Genomic DNA, 25,142 nt, shown 5'->3' with positions numbered 1-25,142 from the left:
CCTTGGCGCCCACGTGGGCGTCGGGGGAGCCCGAGCAGTACCAGTCCAGGTCCGAGCCGCCCTCGCCCCAGCCGCGCCGGTCGTACTCGCTGATGGTGGTCTTGAGGATCTGCTCGCCGTCCGGGCGTTCGACCCACTCCTGGGTGCGGCGGATCGGGAGCTGCCAGCACACGTCGGGCTTTACCTCGAGGGGTTCGATTCCGCGCTTGAGTGCCATCGAGTGGAGCGCGCAACCGACGCCGCCCTCGAAGCCGGGGCGGTTCAGGAAGATGCAGGCGCCGTGGTACCGGCGGGTGCGCAGCGCGGGCTCGTCCTCGAGGTCGTCCTCCTCGACGTAACCCTTCTTGCCGAGACCCTTCTCCATGAACTGCCAGTCCGCGGGTGTGAGCATCTTCACTGACCGGTTCAGTTTCTCCAGGTCCTCCTCGTCGGAGAGGAACGCGCCGTGGGAACAGCAGCCGTCGTCGGGCCGGTCGCCGATGATGCCCTGGCACGCGGGGGTCCCGAACACGCAGGTCCAGTGGGAGAGCAGCCACGTCATGTCCGCGGCGATGATGTGCTCGGTGTTGTCGGGATCGGGAAACTCGACCCATTCACGAGCGAAGTCGAGGGGTACTTCCGGGCTGGGCGTCATCTTGTGTGAACGCCCTGCTTTACGTGCTGTCACAAAGCCCGACGGTAGACCCAGTACCGTGTCAATGTGCGACTAGGGGTACTCGACGTCGGAAGCAACACCGTCCATCTTCTCGTAGTGGACGCCCACAGGGGCGGCCACCCCACACCGATGAGTTCGACCAAGTCGACTCTGCGGTTGGCGGAGAACACCGACGACCGGGGTGACATCACCTCCCAGGGTGCGGATCGCCTGGTCTCGACGGTGGCAGACTTCGCCAGCATCGCGAAGACGTCGGGGTGCGGTGAGCTCATGGCCTTCGCCACGTCCGCCGTGCGCGACGCCAACAACTCGGACGCCGTGCTCGAACGAGTGCACGCCGAGACCGGGGTGACACTCGAGGTTCTGTCGGGTGTCGACGAGGCACGGCTGACGTTCCTCGCCGTGCGCCGCTGGTTCGGGTGGAGCGCGGGCCGCATCGTGAACCTCGACATCGGAGGCGGATCCCTCGAGCTGACGACGGGTGGCGACGAGGACCCGGACGTCGCGCTGTCGCTGCAACTCGGCGCGGGACGGCTCACCCGGGACTGGCTCGAGGCCGACCCGCCGGGCAAGCGTCGGGTGGCCGTGCTGAGGGATTGGCTGGACGCCGAACTGACCGTCCCGTCCAAGGAACTGCGCGCGGCGGGGCAGTGGGATCGGGCCGTCGGCACGTCCAAGACGTTCCGCTCGCTGGCCCGGCTGACGGGCGCGGCGCCGTCCGGCGCGGGCCCGCGGGTCAAGCGCACCCTCACCGCCAGTGGTCTCAGGCAACTCATAGCTTTCATTTCGCGGATGACGGCCTCGGACCGTGCAGAATTGGAAGGGGTGAGCTCCGACAGGTCGCAGCAGATCGTGGCCGGAGCACTCGTTGCGGAGGCCAGCATGAGAGCACTGGGCGTGGAAGAACTGGAAATCTGCCCCTGGGCTCTGCGTGAGGGTTTGATCCTCCGCAAGCTCGATACGGAAATGGGCGGTGAATTGATGGTGGGTGCTCGATGACCGAGGACAGTCAGCAGATCTCTGTGTCAGAACTGCTCAAACGCAACGGACAACAGGTGGAGTCCCGGGGCGGGCGGCGTCGTCGCGGCGTCAAGGGGGGAATCTCCGTTGCCGAGCTGACCGGTGAAATTCCGGTGGTCCGGGATCCGTCCGATTCGCGGGCACTCGAACCCGAACCCGAACCGGAATCTGCCGCGCCCGAGCCGCCGCGCACGTCCGCACCGGCGGCGCCGCCGGCGCGTGCCGACGGGCGCACCGCAGCATTCACGTCTCCCGTCGACGACGAAGACGACGACGAGCCCATCGCCAGTCGCCCCGCCGGCCGTGGTCGCGGAGTGGTGTCGGGTGGGACGTCGCGTGATCACCAGGGAACCTGGGTCAGCCGCTCCGTCCAGAAGGAACGGCCGGCGCCCGAGGCCGCCGCGCCCGCACCGGCGCCCACGGTGGCCGCCCCGGTTGTGAAGAAGCCGGAGCCCGCGCCGACCGTCGCCGCTCCCCGCGTGACGCCGGCGCCGAAGCCCGACGCCCCGGCCAAGGCCGAACCGGCGGCGAAGGCCGAACCGGCGGCGAAGCCCGCCGCGCCCGCGAAGCCCGAGGTGCCGGCGAAGCCCGAGGTGCCGGCGAAAACCGGAACCCCGGCGAAGGCCGGTCCCACCGCGCCGACGAACGGCGCGTCGAAGTTCGTCAAGACGCCGAAGCCTGAGGCTCCCGCCAAGGCGAAGCCGGAACCCGCGCTGCTGTCCGGCTCGACGCTGGCCGGTGACCTGATGCGGCAGTCACGGGACTCGGACGCGGCGAACGCGGGCGAGGAGACGGAACTCATCGAGGCCGCCACCGACGACGCGGGCACCGAGAAGCACGAGGGCGACGCGCAGAAGCCCGAGAGCCCTCGCCGTTCCCGCAAGGAGGCGAAGGCCGAGAAGGCCGTGGCCGCGAAAGCGGAGAAGGCGGACAAGAACGACGAGGCAGGCGAGAACTCCACCCGCGAGTGGGCCGTCCTCATCGGTCAGGGTGTCGTAGCCGTGATCGCCGGGGCCCTGCTCTTCAAGGGTTTCGAGAAACTGTGGGACGTCTTTCCGTGGGTCGCGCTGATTCTGGCGCTGCTCGTCATCGTGGGCCTCGTCGCGATGGTCCGCATCCTGCGTCGCACCGACGACATCACCAGCTTCGTGATCGCCGTCGTGGTCGGGATGATCGTCACTCTGGGGCCGTTAGCCTTCATGCTTGCGTCGGGCTGAGTTGCTCATGGTCGGGGACAGTGGGCACGGGCAGGTTCGACGGTCATCGCGCGGGCGGAAGGTGCTGGTGGGCCTGTCGACGGCCTCGGTGTACCCGGAGAACACGGAGGCGGCGTTCCGGTACGCGGCCGATCTGGGATACGACGGCGTCGAACTGATGGTGTGGGCCGAATCGGTCAGCCAGGACATCGGGGCCGTGGCCGGGCTGGTGCGCAGATACGCGATTCCGGTTCAGGCGATCCACGCGCCGTGCCTGCTGATCTCGCAGCGGGTGTGGGGTGCCGACCCGGTCGCGAAGCTGGAGCGTTCCGTCCGCACCGCCGAGTCGCTCGGGGCGACGAGTGTCGTGGTGCACCCCCCGTTCCGCTGGCAGCGCCGGTACGCCGAGGGTTTCGCCGATCAGGTGGCCGAACTGGAACAGCGCAGCGACGTGATCGTCGCGGTGGAGAACATGTTCCCCATGCGGGCGGACGGCTTCTTCGGCAGCAAGGAGAGGTCCGCGCAGCGGCTCCGGAGGCGGGGCGGACCGGGGGCGGCGCTGTCGGCGTTCAGCCCGTCCTACGACCCTACCGATTCGGGGCACGCCCACTACACCCTGGATCTGTCGCACACGGCCACGGCCGGGATGGATGCGATGAAGCTGGCGGAGCGTATGGGGGAGGGCCTCGCGCATCTCCACCTCGCGGACGGTCGGGGCGCGTCGATGGACGAGCACCTGATCCCCGGGCACGGCGCCCAGCCGTGCGCGCAGTTGTGCCGTCATCTCGTCGACACCGGATTCGACGGGCAGGCGGTGATCGAGATCAATACGCAGAACGCCCGGACGCAGCGGGAACGGTCCTCGATGCTCGCGCAGGCGCTGACGTTCGCCCGTGAGCACCTCGAACCGGGTCGGGCCGCCTCGGGGTCGCCGCGCAGCCACTCCGGTGGCGATCACGACGACACCTGAGATTTCTGCCGCGTCCCTGCTGCGGTAAGCTCGTCGCCATATTGGATAGTTTCAGTATCTAGTTCTGGGGTATCCGGTGTCGAGAGTCGACGAGCCGAAGGAGGGGCCGTGCGCGTTTCCGAATTGGTCGCCCGTACCGGCGTTCCGCTCGCGACGGTGAAGTACTACCTGCGCGAAGGTCTGCTGATGCCGGGCGAGGCGACGAGCGCCACCCAGGCCCGGTACGGCGAGAAGCACGTGGAGCGACTGGGCCTCGTCAAGGCGCTGGCCGGAGCCGGACTCCCGATTCCGCGCATCCGGGAGATCCTCCGGCTCGTCGACCATCCCGACGGCTCGCTGTTCGAGGTGCTCGGTGAGGCCATCGCGCAACTCCCGCCCTACCTCGACGCCTCCGACGACGGCGCGGACGAGTTCCCGCGGGCACGCGCCGTCCTCGACAGGCTCGGGCAGGTGTACGACCCGCGGTACGTCGCGGTCGGCCAACTCGAACGTGCGCTCGAGGGGCTCGAAGAAGCAGGCATCCCGATGACCGAGGAGCGGCTCGAGGCCTACGGGCGGCACGTGCGCGGAATCGCCGAGATCGACATCGGACTCATGCCCACCGAATCGGCCGAGGACGCGATCCGCTACGCGGTGCTCGGCACGGCCATCTACGAGCCGGTGATCGCCGCGATGCGCCGCCTCGCACACCAGGACGTCGCGCAGAAGCGTCTCCGGAACCCCGAAGAACAGGATCAGCAGTGAGCTCAACTCCCTTCCGCGACCTCAACGTCCTCACCGCTGCCGGTGACGGGACCTATCTGGCGTCGATCGACCCGATCTGGACGATCGGCCCCAAGGTGCACGGCGGTTCGATGATGTCGCTCTGCGCGGCCGCGGCCCGCAGGCGACTGCTCGACGAGAACGGCGACGCCGAGCTGTCCCGGGTGCAGCCCCTCGCGGTCGGTGCCAACTACCTGTCCGCTCCCGACCCCGGCGAGGTGACACTGTCGACGACGCTGCGCAAGCAGGGCAAGCAGGTGTCGTTCGTCGACGTGGAGCTGAAGCAGGGCGACCGCGTAGCCGTGCACGCGTCGGTCACGCTCGGCGTCCCGGACGTGGGAGAGCCGCAGTACAACGGTGCCCACGCCCTGTCCCAGCTCCCGGTGGAACCGCCCGCCGACGCCGTCGTGCTCACGGCCGACCATCCGATGGGGCAGATCGTCCACGTGTCGCAGGGCTGCGACATGCGGGTCGACGGGACGTCGGCGCACTTCCTGACCGGCAACCAGGGCGAACCCGAGGTGCGCATGTGGGTGCGACCGCGCGCGGGCGACGAAGACGATCCCGACACGGCGGCCCTGTTCGCGATCATGACCGGAGACATCAGCGCCCCTGTGACGATGAACCGCGGCATGTTCGGCTGGGCGCCCACGGTGCAGCTGACCACCTACCTGCGCAGGCAGCCGGCACCGGGGTGGCTGCGCGTGATGGCCAGCAGCACGGTGCTCGGCGGCGCGTGGTTCGAGGAGGACCACACCGTCCTCGACTCCACCGGGGCGATCGTCGTGCAGAGCCGGCAGTTGGCGATGATCCCCCGCTAGGAAGGCGCCGCAGAGCGTCGTGGCAGGCTGTTCGGCATGACGAGAATTGCGGTAATCGGAGGCGGCAAGATCGGCGAGGCCCTCATCTCGGGGCTTCTGCAGGCAGGTCACGCCGTCAAGGATCTGGTGGTGGCCGAGCAGCATCCGGCGCGGGCCGACGAGCTGGCCGCGGCGTACTCGGTGCGCGTCACCACCCCCTCCGACGCCGCCGAAGGCGCCGACGTCATCGTGATGGCCGTCAAGCCGGGCGACGTCGAGGCCGCGCTCACCGAGGTGTCCAAGGTGGAACTCGACGGCGAGCGCGAGCAGCTGCTCGTGTCGCTCGCTGCCGGTATCCCCACCGCCTTCTACGAGACGAGACTGCCCGCCGGGTTCCCGGTGGTCCGGGTCATGCCCAACACGCCCATGCTGGTCGGTGAGGGCGTCAGCGTGCTGGCACCCGGCAGGCATGTGAAGAAGGAGCACCTCGAACTGGTGCGCGGCGTCCTGTCGTCGGTCGGCAAGGTCGTCGTCGTCCCCGAATCGCAGATCGACGCCGTCACCGCCGTCTCCGGTTCCGGTCCGGCCTATTTCTTCCTGGTCGCCGAGGCCATGATCGACGCAGGCGTCGGGCTCGGACTGACCCGGGCGACCGCATCCGAACTGGTCGTGCAGACCATGGTCGGCTCCGCAGCCATGCTCGACAGGTCGGGGGAGAGCGCAACCGAACTTCGTGCCGCCGTGACTTCGCCCGGCGGAACCACCGCGGCGGCGATCCGCCGGCTGGAAGGAAACGGGCTCCGAACAGCATTTTTCGACGCTCTCGAAGCCGCGAAAATTCGTTCCGCCGAACTCGGCACGTCAACCGAATGAATATTCGATTGCCCACACCCGTCGCAGTAACCCCATCCGTCCCGCTAAGCTCGAAGTAGCACGTGCGTGTCTGTTCCGCCGGAGGGGAAGCCGGCGGCGCGAGACGTGCCGGAGGTAAGTGGTTGATGACGTCTGCAAAAAAGCCGTCCAAGGGCTCGGCCCCGGACGGACAACCGGCACTGGCCGGAACGCAATTTCTCACCGTCGCCGAGGTAGCGACGCTGATGAGAGTGTCCAAGATGACTGTGTATCGGTTGGTGCACAGCGGCGAACTGCCCGCCGTCCGCGTGGGCCGCTCGTTCAGAGTGCATGCGAAAGCAGTGCACGACTACCTCGAAACCTCGTACTTCGACGCCGGTTGACCGATCGGCACGAAGAGGGTCACCTCGGTTTCGCCGGTAGCGGTGCGACCTAGTTTTCAGAGAGAGGACCCGCACCGGTACGATTAGCGACTGTCGTACCAGCCAGCTGGTGTCGTAAGGCGCTGAGCTAGTTAAAACGAGGCCCAGGCGCCAGAGCGGCGCAGGCGTACGTGACCGGCGTGCGCAGGAACGCTAGAGAAGAACGTGAGGGACACCCGCTATGGGTTCAGTGATCAAGAAGCGACGCAAGCGCATGTCGAAGAAGAAGCACCGCAAGCTGCTTCGCCGCACCCGAGTGCAGCGCAGGAAACTCGGTAAGTAAAGAGTTGCGTCTGGATGCCCGTCACCTCCGGTGGCGGGCATCCGTCGTTTCGCCGACCCCTCCGCGTTGTGGTCGACCGACCAATTGTCGTTGTGCGGAGCGCCATCCCCCTCCTGCACGTATCGTTGACGTCACTCGCTACGTGATCGGGGGTTCTAGTGGTTGTGAGTGACGGAGACAGTACTACGCGAACGGCGGTGCCGCGCGTCGTGCTGGTCACTGGGGCAAGCAGATTTCTGGGTGGGTACCTGGTCACCCGGCTCGCTCAGAATCCGGACATCGAGCGGGTCATCGCGGTGGACGCGGTGTCGCCGAGCAAGGACATGCTGCGCCGCATGGGCCGCGCCGAGTTCGTGCGCGCCGACATCCGGAATCCCTTGATCGGCAAGGTCATTCGCAACGCCGAGGTCGACACCGTCGTGCACGCCTCGACGCTGGCGCGCCCGCCGAAGTCGGGCAGTCGCGCGGCCATGAAGGACATGAACGTCATCGGCGCGATGCAGTTGTTCGCCGTCTGCCAGAAGGCGCCGACGGTCCGGAAGGTCGTGCTGCGCTCGGCCTCCGTGGTGTACGGCTGCAGCGCCAAGGACCCGGCCAAGTTCACCGAGGAGATGAGCGCCCGGCGGCGTCCCGCGGGCGCCTACGCACGGGACTGCATCGAGATCGAGGGATATCTGCGCGGAATGGGGCGCAGGCGCCCCGACATCGGCGTGTCGATTCTCCGCCTCGCACCGCTGGTCGGGCCCCGCCTCAACGCGACCGTCGCGCAGTACCTCACCTCACCGGTGGTGCCGACCATTCTCGGACGCGACGCACGCCTGCAGGTGCTGCACGAGGAGGACGCGCTCGCCGCACTGGAACGGGCCACGGTGTCGGGTCCGGCGGGCACGTTCAACGTCGCCGGCGACGGCGTGGTCATGATGTCCCAGGCAATCCGCCGCGCCGGGCGGATCGAGGTCCCGATGCCGTTCGGGTTGTTCCGCAACGTCGGACGTGCGCTGATGGGTCCGGTGATGCGGTCGTACACCACCGAGCAACTCGAGTACTTCCACTTCGGTTGCGGACTCGACACCACCCGCATGCGAAGCGAACTATCCTTCGAGCCACGGTGGACCTCGATGCAGGCGCTCGACGACTTCGCTCGCGCGGCAGGCGTCAAGGCGATCATCAAGAACGAATGGGTCGACGCAGCAGAAAACGCACTACTCGCTCTTACCGGCACGGCGAAAGGGGAGAGGTGAACGAAGTGGCGAAGGTCATTCCGTTGCACGGTGCGACAGCCGCGCGCGGGGCCGCTATCGGACGTTCGAGGCGTGAGCAGAGCGAGAGCCGACATCCGTCCGCGATGCCTCCACCCGCCGTGATCACCCCACCCGAGCCCGTCACCGAGTCTTCGGCCGTCGACGCCGTCCGCAACGCCCTGGCCGAGCAGATCGTCAACACCGCCGAGTTCGTGCGCCGCCGGCTGTCGGGTGACTATCACGTCGACGACTTCGGCTACGACCCGCACTTCGCCGAGAACGTGTGGCTCCCGATCCTGCGGCCGCTGTTCGACAAGTGGTTCCGCGTCGAGGTCAGCGGTCTGGAGAACATCCCGTCGACCGGTGGCGCGCTGGTGGTCGCCAACCATGCCGGTGTCCTGCCCATCGACGGTCTGATGACGTCCGTTGCCGTCCACGACCATCACCCCGCGCATCGCCCGCTGCGGATGCTGGCCGCCGATCTGGCTTTCGAGATGCCGCTGGTCGGCGGTGTCGCCCGCAAGGCCGGGCACACCCTCGCGTGTCACCCGGACGCCGTGCGCCTCCTGCAGGACGGGGAGGTCGCGGCCGTGTTCCCCGAAGGTTTCAAGGGCATCGGCAAACCGTTCAGCGAACGCTACAAGCTGCAGCGGTTCGGCCGCGGCGGTTTCGTGTCCGCCGCCATGCGGACCGGTGCGCCCATCATTCCGTGCTCGATCGTCGGGTCCGAGGAGATCTACCCGAAGATCGGCGAACTGGGGACACTCGCCCGGCTGCTGGGGATGCCGTACTTCCCGGTGACCCCGCTGTTCCCGCACTTCGGACCGCTCGGCCTCGTTCCGCTGCCGTCGAAGTGGTACATCGAGTTCGGCAAGCCGATCGTCACCGACACCTACGACGCGGCGGCGGCCGACGACCCGATGGAACTATTCGAGGTCACCGACCACGTCCGGGAGACCATCCAGCAGACGCTCTACCGGCTCCTCGCGAAGCGCCGCAACGTGTTCCTGGGCTGAATCGCTGAACCGGCGGCTCAGGCCGCCTGTTCGCGGCGGCGCGCGACGATCGCGGCGAGTGCGCCGCCGGCAGCGCCGAGAAGCAGCGCCGTGGGGACGCCGATCTTGGCGGCCTTGCGTCCGGTCCGGAAGTCGCGGATCTCCCAGCCCCGGTTCTTGGCGAGCTCGCGCAGATCGGTGTCGGGGTTGATCGCGACGGCCGTGCCGACGAGCGACAGCATCGGCACGTCGTTGTGGCTGTCCGAGTACGCGGTGCAGCGCTTGAGGTTGAGCCCCTCACGGACGGCCAGGGCGCGCACGGCGTGCGCCTTGCCGAGGCCGTGCAGGATGTCGCCGACCAAACGCCCCGTGAACATCCCGTCCTCGCTCTCGGCCACCGTGCCGAGGGCACCCGTGAGGCCGAGGCGTTTCGCGATGACCTGGGCCAGCTCCACCGGGGTCGCGGTGACGAGCCACACCTGCTGACCGGCGTCGAGGTGCATCTGCGCCAGTGCGCGGGTGCCGGGCCAGATCTTGTCGGCGATCACCTCGTCGTAGATCTCCTCACCGAGCCGGGCGAGCTCGGCCGTCGACCGTCCGGAGACGAAGGAGAGGGCCTTCTCCCGGCCGGAGGCGACGTCGTCGCTGCTCTCCTTGCCGGTGACGCGGAACTTGATCTGCTTCCACGCGAAGTCGAGGAGGTCGGACGTCTTCAGGTACTTGCGGGCCGCGAGTCCGCGGGCGAAGTGGATGATCGAGGCGCCCTGGACCATCGTGTTGTCGACGTCGAAGAACGCGGCCGCCGTGAGGTCGAGGGGAACGTCGTGTTCCACCAGCTCGGTTTCCTCGCCGGACGCGACGTGAAGAGCGAGGGCCGCATCGGCACTCGCCTCACCTGCGACGTTGGCACGTACCTCGGCTTCGCTGGGTCCCAGCGGATTCCTGAACTGGCGTCGGCCCGGGAGGATGATCCCCGCCAGACCTGAACCGAAACCCGTGCCGTTCGGTAGTGATCGCGCAGGCACTCGCACCTCCCGTATCGCAGAAGCCTCTGGGAGCAGCCTATCCCCCGAATCGGGGACGGGGCGGGTGGATGGCCGTGCAGGGGGGACTGTGTGACGTTCATCTCCGAGTCGATTGGCGTATGTGGACCCCGAAACGGCACAGTGACTCCACCGGAGGCGTCGAAAGGAAGTGGCGAGGCATGAGCACGGACGGACGCGAGGTGACGCTTCTCACGAGGGCGGGGTGCGGTGCGTGCGCGCCGGCCCGCGAGCGGCTGCTGGTGGTGTGCGAGGAGTTCGGGCTGGAACTGACGTGCATAGACGTCGACGAGGCGGCGGCCACGGACCCCGAATTGCGGGCCGAATTCGGCGACCGATTGCCGGTGGTATTGCTCGACGGACGTGAGCACAGTTACTGGGAGGTCGACGAAGAGCGCCTTCGCTCGGATTTACGCAAGTAAGGGAACCCTAAAAGTGGGATCTTCCGATGCCGTGCAGGTAGGACCGCATGTCGCGCAGTCGCAGCGACTTTGTGCATGGGTTCACAAGCAGTTACCGTGGTGTGAACAATTCCCCGGAGCATCGTGAAGAACGGCATCGAATGCCGGTCGGACGAGGAGCCAACGACGTGACCGAAACGCACCAGACGCATGGGTCTGTGGCCCCTGGCGTCACGGGGGCGGTCGGGCAGTCTGTGGTCGGGTCTCCGGCCCCCTCGGTCGCCGGCGCGGCTCCGCTCCCCGAATCGCGGGACATCCCCCAGGCTACGGTGACGCGCCTCGCGACGTACCTGCGGGTCCTCGGAGTGCTGACGGAACGCGGCACGATCATCGTCTCGAGCGAAGAACTCGCCGCCGCTTCCGGTGTCGGTTCCGCGAAGCTCCGCAAGGACCTTTCCTTTCTGGGGCCGAACGGTGTGCGCGGCGTCGGCTACGACGTGACGCGCCTGCGGGCCCGCATCGAGCGAGCACTCGGCCTGGACCGCGGACACAAGGTGGTGCTCGTCGGCGTCGGAAACCTCGGCCAGGCGCTCGCCGGCTACGGCGGCTTCGGCCGTCGCGGGTTCTCCATGGTCGGACTGTTCGACAGCGACCCGGCGCGGGTCGGTGCGCCGGTGGGCGACCTCACCGTGCGGCACGTCGACGAACTCGAGCAGGCCTGCGCCGAACTCGAGGCCACCATCGGTGTCATCTCGACCCCCGACGAGGCGGCGCAGGAAGTCGCCGACCGTCTGGTGCGCGCCGGACTGCGCTGCATCCTCAGCTTCTCGCCGACTTCGCTCGACGTCCCCGATCACGTCGAGATGCGCCGCGTCGACCTCGCGGTCGAAATGCAGGTTCTCTCGTTCAACAGCGCACGCAACACGGAATCGGTCCCCACCGCTCCCCGCGTCCGCATCGGACATTCTGCTGTCCCGTCCACCGCACCAAGAAACGGATCAGTGATCGCGCCGTGAGTGTTCTGCTTGTCGGGGTCTCGCACAGGACGGCCCCGGTGCCGGTTCTCGAGCGGGTAGCTGTCACCGACACCGATCGCCCGAAGCTGACGGACAAGCTTCTGGCGTCGTCGCACATCTCGGAGGCGATGATCGTCTCCACCTGCAACCGGGTGGAGATCTACGCCGTCGTCGATGCGTTCCACGGTGCGCTGGCCGAGGTCGGCGAACTGCTCGCCGACCACTCCGGGCTGGATCTCACCGATCTGCACCGGCACGCGTACGTCCGCTACAGCGAGGCTGCGGCGGAGCACCTGTTCGCCGTGGCCAGCGGCCTCGACTCGATGGTGATCGGCGAGCAGCAGATCCTGGGGCAGATCCGGACCGCCTACGCGTCGTCCGACGCCCAGCAGGCCGCGGGCCGCACGCTGCACGAACTCGCGCAGCAGGCGCTGCGCGTCGGCAAGCGGGTGCACTCGGAGACGGGCATCGACTCGGCGGGCGCGTCCGTCGTGTCCGTGGCCCTCGACCGGGCTGCCGGCATCGTCGGCGACGGCGGACTGACCGGACGCACCGCCGTCGTGGTCGGCGCCGGATCCATGGGCGGCCTGTCGGTCGCGCACCTCACGCGTGCCGGGATCGGCCGCATCGTCGTCGTGAACCGCACCAAGGAGCGTGCGGAGCACCTCGCCGACACGGCCCGGTCCAACGGCGTGGAGGCAGATGCCCTCGAGCTGAGTGAACTCCCGGCCGCGATGGCCCAGGCGGACGTCCTCGTGACCTGTACCGGCGCGGTCGGCGCCGTCGTCACGCTCGCGGACACCCACCGCGCGCTGGCACAGCCCGGCCGCGACGCCGAACGCCCCCTCGTCATCTGCGACCTCGGACTGCCCCGCGACGTGGAGCCCGCCGTGTCGGGCCTGCCCGGGGTCACCGTCCTCGACATGGAATCGCTGCAGCGCGACCCCGCCGCAGGCGCCGCCGCATCCGACGCCGACGCCGCCCGGACGATCGTCGCCGCCGAACTCGCCAACTACCTCGCCGGCCAGCGGCTGGCGGAGGTCACGCCGACCGTCACCGCCCTGCGCCAGCGCGCCGCGGACGTGGTCGAGGCGGAACTGATGCGACTGGATTCGCGACTGCCCGGACTCGACGACCCCGAGCGCGACGAGGTCGCACGCACCGTGCGGCGAGTGGTCGACAAGCTCCTCCACGCGCCCACGGTCCGGGTGAAGCAGCTCGCCTCCGCACCCGGCGGCGACTCCTACGCCGCGGCCCTGCGTGAGCTGTTCGAACTCAGCCCCGGATCCGTCGAGGCCGTCGCGAAGCCCACCGATCTCGGCGGCGCCACCGACCTGAGCGCCATCGACATCACGGACGGCTTCATCGCCGGCCAGGACCCGCGCCTGCGCCGCTTCGTCACAGACGACAACCATGGGAAGGAATCGCAGGCATGAGCGCCGTCGGCACCCGTACGCTGCGGATCGGAACCCGTGGGAGTGAGCTCGCGACCACCCAGGCCGGAACCGTGCGCGACGCACTGATCTCGGCCGGGCACGACGCCGAGCTGGTCATCATCAAGACCAAGGGCGACCAGTCCATGGAATCGGTGGAGAAGATCGGCGTCGGCGTCTTCACCGCCGAACTCCGGGAAGCGCTCGCCGACGGCCGCGTCGACGTGGCCGTCCACTCCTACAAGGACCTGCCGACCGCCCCCGACGAACGGTTCACCATCGCCGCCATTCCGCCGCGCGAAGATCCCCGCGACGCGCTCGTGGCCCGCGACGGACTGGTCCTCGGTGAACTGCCCGCCGGTTCGAAGGTCGGCACGTCCGCACCGCGGCGCACGTCGCAGCTCCGGGCGCTGGGCCTCGGCCTCGACATCCGTCCGCTGCGCGGCAACCTGCAGCGGCGCCTCGGCAAGGTCGAGTCCGGCGAACTCGACGCCGTCGTCCTGGCCCGGGCGGGCCTGGCGCGGATCGGACGACTGGACCTGATCACCGAGTCCATCGAACCGGTCCAGATGCTGCCCGCACCCGCGCAGGGCGCGCTCGCCGTCGAATGCCTGTCGGCGAACACGGCGCTCGTCGCTATCCTGTCGGAGCTCGACGACCCGAACAGCCGCGCCGCCGTCACGGCGGAACGCGCGCTGCTCGCCGAGCTCGAGGCCGGCTGCACCGCGCCCGTCGGCGCTATCGCCGAGGTCGTCGAATCACTCGACGACGACGGCCGCATCTTCGACGAACTGTCCGTCCGGGGCTGCGCCGCAGCCATCGACGGTTCCGACGTCATACGCACGGGGGCCGTGGGCTCCCCGGAGAACGCCGAAGAACTCGGCCGCTCCGTCGCGCGTGAGCTTCTCGAGCTCGGTGCGCGGGAGCTGATGAATGTCACCGAGGCCGGTGATGCCGATGTTTGATGTGCGAAGGCCGACTGATCGGCCGATCCGCTTCCTGTACCCATCTCGACACATGATCGCACTGGAGAATTACCGATGAGCCGAGTCCGTAAGAACACCCCCGGACGAATCCTGTTCGTGGGATCCGGACCGGGCGATCCGGCACTGCTCACCGTGCACGCACGGGACGTCCTTGCCGCAGCGACCCTCGCCTTCACCGACCCCGACGTCGACAAGGGCGTCACGGTCCTGGTGGGCACCGACCTGGGCGTCGACGCCGAGACCGGTGAGCCGCTCGCCGAGGTCCGTCCCGCACTGGGTGAGCCGGCGGAGGTCGCGAAGACCCTCGTCCACGAGGCGAGAAACGGCCACGACGTCGTGCGTCTGGTGTCCGGCGACCCGCTGACCACCGACTCCGTGATCGCCGAGGTCACCGCCGTCGCCCGCACCCAGGTGCAGTTCGAGGTCCTGCCGGGCCTGCCGTCCGCGTCCGCCGTCCCGTCCTACGCCGGTATGGCACTGGGGTCGGGACACACCGAGGCCGACGTCCGCGGCGAGGTCGACTGGGCTGCCCTGGCCGCCGCACCCGGACCGCTGGTCCTGCATGCCACGTCGGGTCATCTCGCCGAGACGGCGAGCGCCCTCGTCGAGCACGGCCTGGCTCCGCAGACTCCGGCCGCCATCACGGTTCGCGGCACCACCCGGCAGCAGCGCACCGTGGAGGCAACCCTCGCGACGCTGAACGAGGCCGGTTCCGAACTGGTCGGTTCGCTGGTCGTGACGGTCGGCAAGGTCGTCGCCCAGCGCAACAAGATGTCCTGGTGGGAGTCGCGCGCACTGTACGGCTGGAAGGTCCTGGTGCCGCGCACCAAGGATCAGGCAGGCGAAATGAGCGACCGTCTCGTCACGCACGGCGCCATCCCGATCGAGGTGCCCACCATCGCCGTCGAGCCGCCCCGCAGCCCGGCGCAGATGGAGCGGTCCGTGAAGGGCCTCGTCGACGGCCGGTACCAGTGGGTGGTCTTCACGTCCACCAACGCGGTGCGTGCGGTGTGGGAGAAGTTCGAGGAGTTCGGGCTCGACGCCCGCGCGTTCTCCGGCGTCAAGATCGCCTGCATCGGTGAGGCAACGGCCGCCAAGGTGCGCTCGTTCGGAATCAACCCCGAACTCGTGCCCTCCGGTGAGCAGTCGAGCGAAGGCCTGCTGGCCGAATTCGCCCCGTACGACGACGTGTTCGACCCGGTCAACCGGGTTCTGCTGCCCCGCGCCGACATCGCCACCGAGACGCTGGCCGAGGGCCTGCGCGAACGTGGCTGGGAAATCGACGACGTCACCGCGTACCGCACCGTCCGGGCTGCGCCGCCGCCGGCCGAGACCCGCGAGATGATCAAGACCGGTGGGTTCGACGCCGTCTGCTTCACCTCGTCCTCGACCGTCCGCAATCTCGTCGGCATCGCCGGAAAGCCGCACGCGCGCACCCTCGTTGCCTGCATCGGTCCGAAGACCGCCGAGACGGCCATCGAGTTCGGCCTGCGCGTGGACGTGCAGCCGGAGACCGCTCAGGTCGGCCCGCTGGTGGAGGCTCTCGCCGAGCACGCCGCGCGCCTGCGTGCCGAGGGTGCACTGCCCCCGCCGCGCAAGAAGTCCCGCGCTCGGCGATAGGCGCTACGCGCCTGTGAGTGGTTGAGGAGTCCAGGGACTCGTCAACCACTCACAGGCCCGACGAAGGAGGGCATGTCCTTGTTCCCGACCCACCGACCGCGACGGCTTCGCCGGACACCGGCCCTGCGTCGTCTCGTCGCCGAGACTTCGCTCGAGCCACGGCATCTCGTGTTGCCGATGTTCGTCGCGGACGGTATCGACGAGCCTCGTGAGATCTCGTCGATGCCCGGCGTCTTCCAGCACACACCCGACTCGCTGCGGCGGGCGGCGACGGAAGCGGTCGAGGCGGGGCTCGGTGGACTCATGCTCTTCGGGGTGCCGCGTCCCGACGACAAGGACGCCGAGGGTTCCGGTGCATCCGATCCGGACGGCATCCTGAACCGCGGATTGCGCTGGCTCGCAGACGAAGTCGGCGATGCGACGGTGATCATGGCGGACACCTGCCTGGACGAGTTCACCGACCACGGTCACTGCGGTGTTCTCGACGCGAGCGGTGCGGTGGACAACGACCTCACGCTGCAGCGGTACGTCGACATGGCGGTCGCGCAGGCCGAGGCAGGCGCGCATCTGCTCGGTCCGAGCGGAATGATGGACGGCCAGGTCGCCGCCATCCGCAAGGCACTCGACGACGCGGGCTACACCGACGTCGGTCAGCTCGCGTACTCGGCGAAGTACGCGTCGGCGTTCTACGGCCCGTTCCGTGAAGCCGTCGGTTCGTCGTTGCAGGGTGATCGCCGCACCTACCAACAGGATTCGGCCAATCGCCGGGAATCGCTGCGTGAGGTCGACCTCGACATCGAGGAGGGCGCCGACATGGTGATGGTGAAGCCGGCGATGTCCTACCTGGACGTCCTGCGCGAGACGGCGGACCGCTCTCCCGTCCCCGTTGCGGCGTATCAGATCTCAGGAGAGTACTCGATGATCACGGCCGCCGCACAGAACGGCTGGATCGACCGGGACGCCGCGATCCTCGAATCGCTGACCAGTATCCGCCGCGCAGGCGCGGACGTCGTGCTGACGTACTGGGCGACCGAAGCGGCCGGCTGGTTGTGATCGTCTCGCCGGCGGATACGGTAGTGCCATGACCCAGCAGTGGCCACCGACACCGCCGCACCAGGCTCCGCACCAGCAGGACCCGTCTCCGCACAACTTTCCGTATCCCCCGCCGGTGCCGCAGCCGAAGCCCGAACGTCCGGCACCGGTCGACGTGGGCACCGCGGCCCAGCTGCTGTGGGCGGTGGCCGGGCTCGGTCTGATCCAGGCATTGGCCGCGATGGTTCTGGTGGTGGGGGAGAAGTCGACGTTCGTCGACGAACTGATGAACAACCCCAGCGTCACCTCCGGCGAGGTCGACATGAGCCGCGACAGCGTGGAGTCGCTGTTCTACGTGGGTATCGGATTCACGGTCGTCCTCATCCTGATCCTCACCGGGCTGTTCCTCCTGTTCGTGCACTTCATGCGTAAGGGCCGCAACTGGGCCCGGATGCTGCTCACCATCGCGTGCGTGATGATGGTGGTGTGGACCGTCCCGGTGCTCTTCGGCATCGGATCCGACGGAAGCGGCACCGCGCTCGCTCTCGGCGGCGTGCAGATCCTCCAGGCCGTGGTCGCCGTCGGCGCCGTCGTCCTGATGCACCGCAAGGATTCCAACAGCTACTTCCTGAGGTTGCCCCCCTCCGCCGAGTAGCTTCGATTTGCTCGTGAAATATAAAGATGTACCGTGAAGTACGTCACAAGGGCAGACCGCAGACTTCATTTCGACCGAAGGACTTTTCTCCATGCGCGCTGACGATCGAGCACACGGGTCTCGCAAGGAAGCACTGATGTTCGCCATCATCGTGGCCTTCGTACTGCTGACTCTGTTGCTCGTCGTGATCCCGGGCGCCCTCTCCTGACGTGCCTCACGTTTTCCTCGCGGGCCACGATGTCGCAGGATGAGCGTGTGAGCGAACCAGCCGTCTTGTTCAGTGAGCCCGGCGCCCGCTGGCGGATGGTGGCGTTCGGTCCGGTGTTCTGCGTGATCGCGCTGATCATCGAATTGCTGACCGGCCCGGTGGTGCACTGGTTCGCGCTGTCGCTGTTCGCGGTGCTGCTCAGCGGTTTCGTCTACGTGCAGGTGGTGGCCGCCCGTAGGCATGCCAGCGTCGAACTCACGACGTCGTCGTTGCGGCAGGGCACCGAGGACCTGCCGATCACCGAGATCGTGAAGATCATGCCCCACGCCGACCCGGAGTCGTACGAGCAGCAGCCGTGGGAAACCGCCCGGAGTCTGGGGGAGCTGTCCGCAGTTCCCCGCCGGCGGAGGGGCATCGGACTGCGACTGCGGGGCGGTGCCCTGGTGCAGGCGTGGGCGAAGGACGACGAGGCACTGCGCGCACAGCTCGAATCGCTGCTCGCGAAATCGGCGGGCGGGTCGGCGGAATGAACCGCCGGACCGTGGTGGTGGCAGCGGAGTGGATCGGTGCCGTGGCCGGCGTCGTCGCCGCGGTGTGGTGTTGGAACCACGCCCAGGTCACGTCGGAGTTCGGTCCCGTGGCGCCGGGTGCACCCTCCTTCGAGGGAACCGAGTATTCGGGGTCGTGGATCGCCGTCGCCGCCGGACTGCTGACGGTCGCGGGGTTGCTGGTGATCGACTCGGTACGCAGGCTCCGGTCCGGCCCGGCGGGCGAACCCGCCGAGCCGTCCTCGTCACCGGAAGATCTGGGTCTTGCGGACGGTGTCGGTCCCGGGACCGTCGAGCATCGCGGAGCCGAGTAGCGCCTCGGGAACCCCGAGTCCCTCGATCAACGTCTGCGCGTGCGGCCGGAGCGACCGGCAACGTTCGTTGATTCCTCGTTGCACCGCCTTCGACCGCTCCACCGACAGCTGCCGGTGCTCCATGAACCACGCCTTGTCCTCCTCGATCACGCTCAGCGCGTAGAGGTCGCAGACATCGCTCAGCAGCTCGCGGGCCTCGTCGTCCTCGCATTCGTCGATGCCGGCGACGAACGCCTCGAGCACGACCCGGTCGATGTGCGCCTGCGCGGCGTGCAGCACGTGATCCTGCACGAAATTGAAGGCGTCGAACGGGTTCTCCTCGCGCTTCTGCGCACCCTGGAGGCGGCGGGCGGCGGTCGAGAGCAGGTACTGTTCGCGGTCCTCGAACATCGTCAGCTGGGTGCCGCGGTTGAAGAGGCTGCCGTCTTCCTCGTTGTCCTGCCTCGTGTCGAGGATCGTCTGGATGATCTGCTGCGCGGCGGTGCGTTTCTTGACGACGTCGGAGACCGTGGTGGCCGCGAAGCGCATCCATTCGACGGGGCTCATGCCGCGCACCTCGTCCGCGTAGGACGTGAGCAGTTCCTTGGCCACCAGCTGCGTCAGGACGTGGTTGTCGCCCTCGAATGTGGTGAACACATCCGTGTCCGCCTTGAGCGCCGTGAGACGGTTCTCGGCCATGTACCCGGCGCCGCCACACGCTTCACGCGCTTCCTGGATCGCGCGGGTGGCGTGCCAGGTGTTCGCGACCTTGAGCCCGGCGGCGCGGCCCTCGAGCTCACGCTGTTCCTGGGGGTCGGCGTCGGCGCTGCTCTGGATCTCGTGCATCTTGGCGACGAGCTCGTTCTGGGCGAACTGCAGCGCGTAGGAGCGTGCGATCAGCGGGAACAGCCTGCGCTGGTGGACGAGGTAGTCCATGAGCAGCACCTCGTCCTCGTCCTGCGGGGCATTGAACTGTCTGCGCTGCAACGCATATCGGGTGGCGATCGACAATGCGACGCGAGCGGCGGCGCCGGCGGACCCGCCCACCGTGACACGTCCCCGCACGAGAGTGCCCACCATCGTGAAGAATCGGCGGTTCGCGTTGTCGATCGGCGAGGTGTACGTGCCGTCGGGCTCGACGTCGGCGTACTTGTTCAGAAGGTTCTCCCGCGGAATTCTGACTTGGTCGAACGTGATTCGGCCGTTGTCGACGCCGGGAAGCCCACCCTTGTAGCCGCAGTCCGACGTGTGGACGCCGGGGAGATCGTTGCCGTCCTCGTCCCGGATCGGCACCACGAAGCAGTGCACGCCCTGCGACTCGCCGCCCGTGATCAACTGCGCGAACACGGCCGCCATCGTCGCGTGCTGCGCCGCCCCGCCGATGTAGTCCTTGCGCGAGGACGGCGTGGGGGAGTGGATGACGAATTCGCCCGCGTCCGCGTCGTACGTGGCGGTGGTCTCGAGCGCCTGCACATCGCTGCCGTGACCCGTCTCGGTCATCGCGAAACACCCCAGCAGATCCAGGTCGACGAGACGCTTCACGTACGCCTCGTGATGGCGGGCGGTGCCGAGGTTCTCGATCGCGCCGCCGAACAGTCCCCACTGCACGCCGGCCTTGACCATCAGGGACAGGTCCGACATCGCGAGCATCTCGATGCTCGTGACTGCGGCTCCGGCGTCACCGGTGCCGCCGTGGTCTTTCGCGAATCCGTCGGCGGCGTAGCCGTTGCTCGCCAGCAGACGCAACTGCGCCAGCGTCTTGGCGCGGGCCTCGTCGAGGTCGGGGGTGTAGTGCGGTGCGAAGTCGGGGGAGCCGGACAGTTCCGCCCTGACGCGCTCGCGTACCTCCCGCCAGCGTCCGTCGAGTGTGCTTCTCAGGTGGTCAGCTGTGGTGGCCATGACTCGACAGTAGCCGTCGCCGTGAGGCGCGTATGTCGGTCGAGGAACAGGTCCGGCGATCAGGGGACATCGAAGGTGCCGAAGCCTTCCTGCGGCCGACCGAAACACCGGTGATGGGCGTTGCATGTGGCAATGCTCTGGGTATTCCGGTGTGGTGAACTTTTCCCACGCACCACGGTCCGCCGTCACGGGTCCGACCTTCCGGTGGATCTCCGCACCGAGTGGCACCGCCCGCCACCCGATCAGCATCACCACGGCATCGGTGTCGCTCGAGCAACAGCATCGGGTCCGGGTGCGCAAGTACGTGATCGTGTCGTCGTTGAGAATTCTCGCGTTCGTGCTGTCAGCGGTCGTCTACGGTCTGTCCGGCAACCCGTGGGTGGCTGTGGCGATCATCGGTGCGTCCCTTCCCCTGCCCTGGATCGTTGCCCTGATCGTCGACGACCTGCCACCGTGGGAGAAGGACGAGTCCCACCGTAGTGGGTGAGGCGTCTGACCAGGACGATCACCGGAAGCGACTCCTAGAAGCCCGCCCGCCCCTTCCACTCGCACACCGTGCTCCCGGCAACCGGACGCAAGACCCCCTCGGCGAAACACGTGCGCGGCATCAGCCGGGCGGTCTTCGCTGCCGGAAGCATGCGCGGACCAGCTGAGTCAGGCCGAGGTGCTGATCGTCGCGAGGTATCCCACGGGATCGCGCCAGAAGGCGGTGATCATCCCGGCGAGTGCAGCCGGGTCGGCGATCAGGGGTGTGACGTGGCCGGCGCCGTCCACCGTGGTGGCCGCGGCGTGCGGCATCGTCGCCGCGGCGGCCCGTGCCTGCTCGAGGGAGATCATCGTGTCTGCGCGGGGGACGACCATCAGCGTCGGCGCCACGATCCGGGGGAGGAGAGGGTCGAGGCCCTTGCGGTGCAGCATGATCGACTGCATCGCCTCGTGCATGCCGCGCCGCGGCGCCTGCCGGAAGGTGCGGGAGACGGCCTGGAACTCTTGCGGGTGCGTTCGTGAAAGGTCCTTGCCGAGAAGGACGTTCATCACCGCGGTCGTCAGCGGTGGAATCGGTCCGGCGATGCGGTAGGCCCACACCATCGGCACGATCCTGGCGCGTTCCCTGCGGGTGAGGGCCTGGGTCGGTGTCCCGATGGTGACCACGGTGCGGCACCGGTCGGGAGTGTCGGCGGCCGCGACGAGTCCGACGTGTCCACCCCAGGCGTTTCCCACCCAGTCGGCGGGTTCGGTGACGTCGAGCGCGTCGAGGACGGCGATTGCCGCCGTAGCGCACTCTTCCATCGTGAACCGCCGCTGTTCGGCGGTGCTGGCCCCGTGGCCGGGTCCGTCGATCGAGATCAACTGCCGGTGCGCGACCAGATGGCTGCGCAGGGGCGCCCACGTCGTCGAGTCGACGAAAAGGCTGTGCCACAGCACGGTCGGCGGTCCGCTGCCGGTGACGTGGACGGCGAGGTTCCCGACGCTCGTCGGGACGGTTCGGGTGATCGATTGTGTGTCCATGGGAGGCCCCAGGTGCGTGATGTCGAGTATTGCTTCGGAAACCGAAACTTCGGTAACCGTAGTATTCTCCTGTGTCATGGAACGGTCAAGAGGTCTGCCGTCCGATCGGCCTGCGGTGGGGCAGCTGCTGGTTCGTTTGCTGCACGAGTTCCGCCGGGAGTTGAGCGAGCCCATGGCGGAACGCGGTTACGGCGACATCCGCCCACCGCATCTGCAGATCTTCGGCAACATCGGCTGGGAGGGCCGGCGGTTGACGGAGATCGCCTCCCGTGCCGAACTGAGTCTGTCCGCCGCGTCCGAACTGATCAACGATCTCGCGGACCTCGGGTACGTCGAGCGGATTCCGGACACGCGGGACCGGCGGGCGAAACTGGTCGTCCCGACCGCGCGGGGACGGCAGGCGCTGCAGGACGCCGCGGTGCGGGTCGCCGAGATCGAGCACCATTGGGGCGGCATCGTCGGCCACGACCGGTTCGACGACGCCTGCTACACGCTCAGTTCTCTGCTGGACGAGTTGAGTCCCGAGGACCGCTGACGGTTGGCGGCGGGGCCGCGGCGCGGACGAGCTGGTCGTGGCGCAGGGCGATCTGGGTCTGTGTCGCGATGACGGTCGACGAGCGTAATACGTTGTGCCCGTCGACGATCGAGTTGATCACCCGCTGCAGGTCCGCGTGGGTGCGCGCCACCACGCGGACCAGGACGTCGCCGGCCCCGGTAATCGTGTGCGCCTCGAGCACTTCGGGGATGGCGGTCAGGTGCTCGACGACGGCGGCGTGCCCGTTGCCCTGGGCGATCTCGAGGGTGGCGAACGCGACCACCGGAAACCCCAAGGCCTCCGGGTCGAGGGTCGGTGCCGAACTGGTGATCACGCCGGTGCGTTCGAGCCGGTCGAGTCGCGCCTGGACGGTGCCGCGCGCCACTCCCAGGCGTCTCGACGCCTCGAGCACCCCGACCTTCGGCTCGGCGTGGAGCAGGTCGAGCAGTGCCGCGTCGAGCCGATCGATACTCATGGCGTCCCTGGTCAATATGTACGGTCGGACCGTATTTTCATCCAGCATTCTGTACAGATTGAGCAACGTCAAGAGGCACCGTTGCGCAGTGATGTGCGCTGGAACACAGTGAGATATGACTATCGCCGACATTCGCCTGACGCCCCGCGAGGTGGCCGCACATCTGGAGACCGACGAGCTCCGGCAGTTGGTCGGGCTCGTCGAACACGACGACGCGTCAGATCCGTTTCCCGTGGTTGCGATGGATGCCGTGGTGTTCGCGTGCGGCAACGCGACGCAGAGCATGCAGTACTTCGTCTCCACCTGGGGCATGACCCTCGTCGCCTACGCCGGGCCGGAGACCGGTCAGCGCTCGCACAAGTCGTTCGTCCTCGAGGCCGGGTCGGCACGGTTCGTGCTGCACGGCGCCGTCGATCCGAAGTGCCCTCTCGCGGACCATCACCGGGCCCACGGCGACGGCGTGGTGGACCTGGCCATGGAAGTTCTCGACGTCGACCGCTGCATCGCGCACGCACGCTCGCAGGGCGCCACCATTCTCGAGGACCCGCGCGACGTCACGGATCAGTTCGGTACCGTGCGGCTCGCGGCGATCGCCACGTATGGCAGCACCCGGCACACCATCGTCGACCGCAGCCGGTACGACGGCCCGTATCTGCCCGGGTTCGTCGCGCGCTCCAGCGGTTTCGCGGCGCGACCGGGTAAGCCCGAGCGGTTGTTCCAGGCGCTCGACCATGCCGTCGGCAACGTCGAAATGGGCCGGATGGATCACTGGGTACGGTTCTACAACCGGGTCATGGGGTTCACCAACATGGCCGAATTCGTCGGCGACGACATCGCCACGGAGTACTCGGCGCTGATGTCGAAGGTCGTGGCGAACGGCAATCATCGGGTGAAGTTCCCGCTCAACGAACCCGCGGTGGGAAAGAAGAAGTCGCAGATCGACGAATATCTCGAGTTCTACGGTGAGCCGGGCTGCCAGCACCTGGCCCTCGCAACCGGAGACATCCTCGCGACGGTGGACGCGCTGCGGGCCGAGGGCGTCGAATTCCTGAACACACCCGACGCGTATTACGAGGACCCGCGGCTGCGTGCCCGCATCGGGAAGGTGCGGGTGCCGGTGGAGGAACTGCAGAAGCGCGGAATCCTCGTCGACCGCGACGAGGACGGATACCTCCTGCAGATCTTCACCACACCGCTCGGCGACCGGCCGACCGTCTTCTTCGAGCTGATCGAACGGCACGGTTCGCTCGGATTCGGGGCGGGCAACTTCCAGGCCCTGTTCGAATCCATCGAGCGTGAGCAGGCGGCCCGCGGCAATCTGTGAACCTCCGATCGGCACGCAGTGCATCATCGACTGATGGATGACACGGATCGGGGAATGTTCGCAGGGAAGGTCGCTCTCGTCACCGGGGCGTCCTCGGGGCTCGGGCACGCCGTGGCTCAGCTCCTCACCGACCGGGGAGCCCGCGTGTTCGGGGTCGCGCGGGACGGGGATGCGCTGCGGCAGGCCATGATCGAGATCGCCGGACCGGAGGCCGCGGGGCACTGTGCACCGGCGGACGTCGCGTCACCGGAGGCGTGCACTGCGGCAGTGGCAGCCTGCGTCGCCGGGCTCGGCGGTCTCGACGTCCTGATCAACGTCGCCGGTTCGCACACCCTCCGGCACACCGAGGACGTCACGGACGAGGACTGGGCGCGCGACCTCGCCGTGAACCTGAACGGGCCGTTCTACCTGTCGCGGGCAGCGTTGCCGCACCTGCTCGAACGCGGAGGAAACATCGTCAACGTCGCATCCGTCGCCGGACTGCAGGGGCAGGCGTACTCGGCCGGCTACTGCGCGGCCAAGCACGGACTCGTGGGTCTCACCCGCGCGATGGCACTCGAATTCACCGGCACACCGCTGCGGATCAACGCCGTCTGCCCGGGAGGGATGATGACGCCGCAGGTCACGAACTTCGCGTTTCCCGACGGTGTCGATTTCGAGCTCGTCATGAAGTCTGCCTCCTCGCGAGGGCTGATGGAACCCGAGGACGTGGCGAAGACGGTGGCCTTCCTCGCATCCGACGACGCCTCCGCCATCCACGGAGCCGTGTACTCGGTGGACAACGGGAAGATGGCATGAGTCTCGTCGAAGGCCCGATCTTCCAGATCTGCTGGGTCGTCGACGACATCGAGTCGGCGGAGCAATACTTCACCGAACAGCTGGGCGTCGCGCGATGGCTGCGGCTCCCGGACGTGCACTTCGGACCCGAGCAGTGCACGTACCGCGGGCAGCCCGCCGACTACGTGGTCC

General features: G+C 68.1%; 28 protein-coding genes. 23 read left to right on the top strand and 5 right to left on the bottom strand.

Translation table 11 applies throughout. From position 1 onward, the window contains the following. Window positions 1-634: hypothetical protein (locus AZG88_RS24520; RefSeq protein ID WP_061699483.1), on the bottom strand; the 634-nt coding region annotated here is incomplete at its 3' end. 66 nt (window positions 635-700) lie between these two features. On the opposite strand from AZG88_RS24520, the gene AZG88_RS24515 reads away from it, so the two are divergent. The 10 genes from AZG88_RS24515 to AZG88_RS24475 all read left to right on the top strand — a co-directional run bounded on the left by AZG88_RS24515 (window position 701) and on the right by AZG88_RS24475 (window position 9,217). Beyond that, the gene (locus AZG88_RS24515) at window positions 701-1,654 is read left to right on the top strand and encodes a Ppx/GppA phosphatase family protein (RefSeq protein WP_005251962.1); all 954 of its coding nucleotides are present in this window, start codon (window positions 701-703) and stop codon (window positions 1,652-1,654) included. Further along, window positions 1,651-2,892: a hypothetical protein gene (locus AZG88_RS24510; RefSeq protein ID WP_061699482.1), complete on the top strand. Its 1,242-nt coding sequence runs from the start codon at window positions 1,651-1,653 to the stop codon at window positions 2,890-2,892. The genes AZG88_RS24515 and AZG88_RS24510 overlap by 4 nt, the downstream gene beginning before the upstream one ends. A gap of 7 nt (window positions 2,893-2,899) precedes the next feature. Next, window positions 2,900-3,841 (top strand): sugar phosphate isomerase/epimerase family protein, encoded by a 942-nt coding sequence (locus tag AZG88_RS24505; RefSeq protein WP_005251965.1) that lies wholly within the window; start codon window positions 2,900-2,902, stop codon window positions 3,839-3,841. A gap of 108 nt (window positions 3,842-3,949) precedes the next feature. Further along, window positions 3,950-4,585, top strand: a complete 636-nt coding sequence (locus AZG88_RS24500) for a MerR family transcriptional regulator (protein WP_005251967.1) — start codon at window positions 3,950-3,952, stop codon at window positions 4,583-4,585. Then, window positions 4,582-5,424 (top strand): thioesterase family protein, encoded by an 843-nt coding sequence (locus tag AZG88_RS24495; RefSeq protein ID WP_005251969.1) that lies wholly within the window; start codon window positions 4,582-4,584, stop codon window positions 5,422-5,424. Before AZG88_RS24500 ends, AZG88_RS24495 begins: the two co-directional genes overlap by 4 nt. Window positions 5,425-5,460: 36 nt before the next feature. Next, on the top strand, window positions 5,461-6,276 hold the full coding sequence (proC, locus tag AZG88_RS24490) for a pyrroline-5-carboxylate reductase (protein WP_005251971.1): 816 nt from the start codon (window positions 5,461-5,463) through the stop codon (window positions 6,274-6,276). A 125-nt stretch (window positions 6,277-6,401) separates the two neighbouring features. Further along, window positions 6,402-6,638: a helix-turn-helix domain-containing protein gene (locus AZG88_RS24485; RefSeq protein ID WP_005258384.1), complete on the top strand. Its 237-nt coding sequence runs from the start codon at window positions 6,402-6,404 to the stop codon at window positions 6,636-6,638. A 220-nt stretch (window positions 6,639-6,858) separates the two neighbouring features. Further along, window positions 6,859-6,960, top strand: a complete 102-nt coding sequence (locus tag AZG88_RS50415) for a 30S ribosomal protein bS22 (protein WP_003402602.1) — start codon at window positions 6,859-6,861, stop codon at window positions 6,958-6,960. A gap of 197 nt (window positions 6,961-7,157) precedes the next feature. Beyond that, entirely contained in the window at window positions 7,158-8,201 is a 1,044-nt protein-coding gene (locus tag AZG88_RS24480) for an NAD-dependent epimerase/dehydratase family protein (protein WP_025433137.1), read from the top strand. After that, a complete protein-coding gene (locus tag AZG88_RS24475; protein ID WP_005251979.1) occupies window positions 8,198-9,217 on the top strand; it encodes a lysophospholipid acyltransferase family protein in 1,020 nt (339 codons plus the stop codon). Before AZG88_RS24480 ends, AZG88_RS24475 begins: the two co-directional genes overlap by 4 nt. Window positions 9,218-9,234: 17 nt before the next feature. Here the strand turns inward: AZG88_RS24475 and AZG88_RS24470 are convergent, their stop codons facing one another. Continuing rightward, window positions 9,235-10,221, bottom strand: coding sequence for an HAD family hydrolase (locus AZG88_RS24470; protein WP_025433136.1), 987 nt, complete (start codon window positions 10,219-10,221; stop codon window positions 9,235-9,237). Window positions 10,222-10,400: 179 nt separating this feature from the next. Here AZG88_RS24470 and AZG88_RS24465 point away from each other — a divergent pair, with 179 nt between their 5' ends. The 9 genes from AZG88_RS24465 to AZG88_RS24425 all read left to right on the top strand — a co-directional run bounded on the left by AZG88_RS24465 (window position 10,401) and on the right by AZG88_RS24425 (window position 18,452). Continuing rightward, on the top strand, window positions 10,401-10,661 hold the full coding sequence (locus tag AZG88_RS24465; protein ID WP_005251981.1) for a glutaredoxin family protein: 261 nt from the start codon (window positions 10,401-10,403) through the stop codon (window positions 10,659-10,661). Between the two features lie 140 nt (window positions 10,662-10,801). Next, a complete protein-coding gene (locus AZG88_RS24460; RefSeq protein ID WP_007300746.1) occupies window positions 10,802-11,656 on the top strand; it encodes a redox-sensing transcriptional repressor Rex in 855 nt (284 codons plus the stop codon). Then, a complete protein-coding gene (locus AZG88_RS24455) occupies window positions 11,653-13,092 on the top strand; it encodes a glutamyl-tRNA reductase (protein ID WP_005251983.1) in 1,440 nt (479 codons plus the stop codon). Before AZG88_RS24460 ends, AZG88_RS24455 begins: the two co-directional genes overlap by 4 nt. Next, window positions 13,089-14,054: a hydroxymethylbilane synthase gene (gene hemC / locus AZG88_RS24450; protein ID WP_007300748.1), complete on the top strand. Its 966-nt coding sequence runs from the start codon at window positions 13,089-13,091 to the stop codon at window positions 14,052-14,054. Before AZG88_RS24455 ends, hemC begins: the two co-directional genes overlap by 4 nt. Before the next feature lie 75 nt (window positions 14,055-14,129). Continuing rightward, window positions 14,130-15,695 carry a uroporphyrinogen-III synthase gene (locus AZG88_RS24445; protein ID WP_005251986.1) on the top strand — a complete coding sequence of 522 codons (1,566 nt, stop codon included), beginning with the start codon at window positions 14,130-14,132 and terminating at the stop codon, window positions 15,693-15,695. Between the two features lie 78 nt (window positions 15,696-15,773). Further along, window positions 15,774-16,748, top strand: a complete 975-nt coding sequence (hemB, locus tag AZG88_RS24440; protein WP_061045396.1) for a porphobilinogen synthase — start codon at window positions 15,774-15,776, stop codon at window positions 16,746-16,748. 28 nt (window positions 16,749-16,776) lie between these two features. Beyond that, window positions 16,777-17,382, top strand: coding sequence for a hypothetical protein (locus AZG88_RS24435; protein ID WP_061045383.1), 606 nt, complete (start codon window positions 16,777-16,779; stop codon window positions 17,380-17,382). Between the two features lie 255 nt (window positions 17,383-17,637). Next, a complete protein-coding gene (locus AZG88_RS24430; RefSeq protein ID WP_025433134.1) occupies window positions 17,638-18,120 on the top strand; it encodes a hypothetical protein in 483 nt (160 codons plus the stop codon). After that, a complete protein-coding gene (locus tag AZG88_RS24425) occupies window positions 18,117-18,452 on the top strand; it encodes a hypothetical protein (RefSeq protein WP_025433133.1) in 336 nt (111 codons plus the stop codon). Before AZG88_RS24430 ends, AZG88_RS24425 begins: the two co-directional genes overlap by 4 nt. On the opposite strand, the gene AZG88_RS24420 is transcribed toward AZG88_RS24425, so the two are convergent. Next, window positions 18,384-20,330 carry an acyl-CoA dehydrogenase family protein gene (locus tag AZG88_RS24420; protein WP_005251993.1) on the bottom strand — a complete coding sequence of 649 codons (1,947 nt, stop codon included), beginning with the start codon at window positions 20,328-20,330 and terminating at the stop codon, window positions 18,384-18,386. The two genes, AZG88_RS24425 and AZG88_RS24420, sit on opposite strands and share 69 nt — an antisense overlap. 154 nt (window positions 20,331-20,484) lie before the next feature. On the opposite strand from AZG88_RS24420, the gene AZG88_RS24415 reads away from it, so the two are divergent. Further along, complete coding sequence (locus AZG88_RS24415; RefSeq protein WP_231914172.1) at window positions 20,485-20,817, top strand: DUF3099 domain-containing protein; 333 nt, start codon at window positions 20,485-20,487, stop codon at window positions 20,815-20,817. Window positions 20,818-20,984: 167 nt separating this feature from the next. On the opposite strand, the gene AZG88_RS24410 is transcribed toward AZG88_RS24415, so the two are convergent. Further along, window positions 20,985-21,839 carry an alpha/beta fold hydrolase gene (locus AZG88_RS24410; protein ID WP_061699481.1) on the bottom strand — a complete coding sequence of 285 codons (855 nt, stop codon included), beginning with the start codon at window positions 21,837-21,839 and terminating at the stop codon, window positions 20,985-20,987. 76 nt (window positions 21,840-21,915) lie between these two features. Between AZG88_RS24410 and AZG88_RS24405 the strand changes: the two genes are divergently transcribed. Then, window positions 21,916-22,374 (top strand): MarR family winged helix-turn-helix transcriptional regulator, encoded by a 459-nt coding sequence (locus AZG88_RS24405; RefSeq protein WP_005251997.1) that lies wholly within the window; start codon window positions 21,916-21,918, stop codon window positions 22,372-22,374. On the opposite strand, the gene AZG88_RS24400 is transcribed toward AZG88_RS24405, so the two are convergent. After that, on the bottom strand, window positions 22,334-22,849 hold the full coding sequence (locus tag AZG88_RS24400) for an Lrp/AsnC family transcriptional regulator (RefSeq protein WP_025433131.1): 516 nt from the start codon (window positions 22,847-22,849) through the stop codon (window positions 22,334-22,336). The two genes, AZG88_RS24405 and AZG88_RS24400, sit on opposite strands and share 41 nt — an antisense overlap. Before the next feature lie 115 nt (window positions 22,850-22,964). Between AZG88_RS24400 and hppD the strand changes: the two genes are divergently transcribed. Next, window positions 22,965-24,173 (top strand): 4-hydroxyphenylpyruvate dioxygenase, encoded by a 1,209-nt coding sequence (gene hppD / locus AZG88_RS24395; protein WP_061699480.1) that lies wholly within the window; start codon window positions 22,965-22,967, stop codon window positions 24,171-24,173. A gap of 33 nt (window positions 24,174-24,206) precedes the next feature. Continuing rightward, window positions 24,207-24,971, top strand: coding sequence for an SDR family NAD(P)-dependent oxidoreductase (locus AZG88_RS24390; RefSeq protein WP_061699479.1), 765 nt, complete (start codon window positions 24,207-24,209; stop codon window positions 24,969-24,971). Window positions 24,972-25,142 lie beyond the last annotated feature (171 nt).

This window comes from Rhodococcus sp. LB1 (assembly GCF_001583455.1).
GTDB classification, from domain to species: domain Bacteria; phylum Actinomycetota; class Actinomycetes; order Mycobacteriales; family Mycobacteriaceae; genus Rhodococcus_F; species Rhodococcus_F opacus.
Note: the sequence above shows the minus strand (reverse complement) of the source record. Positions and strands in the feature narration are given on the sequence as shown.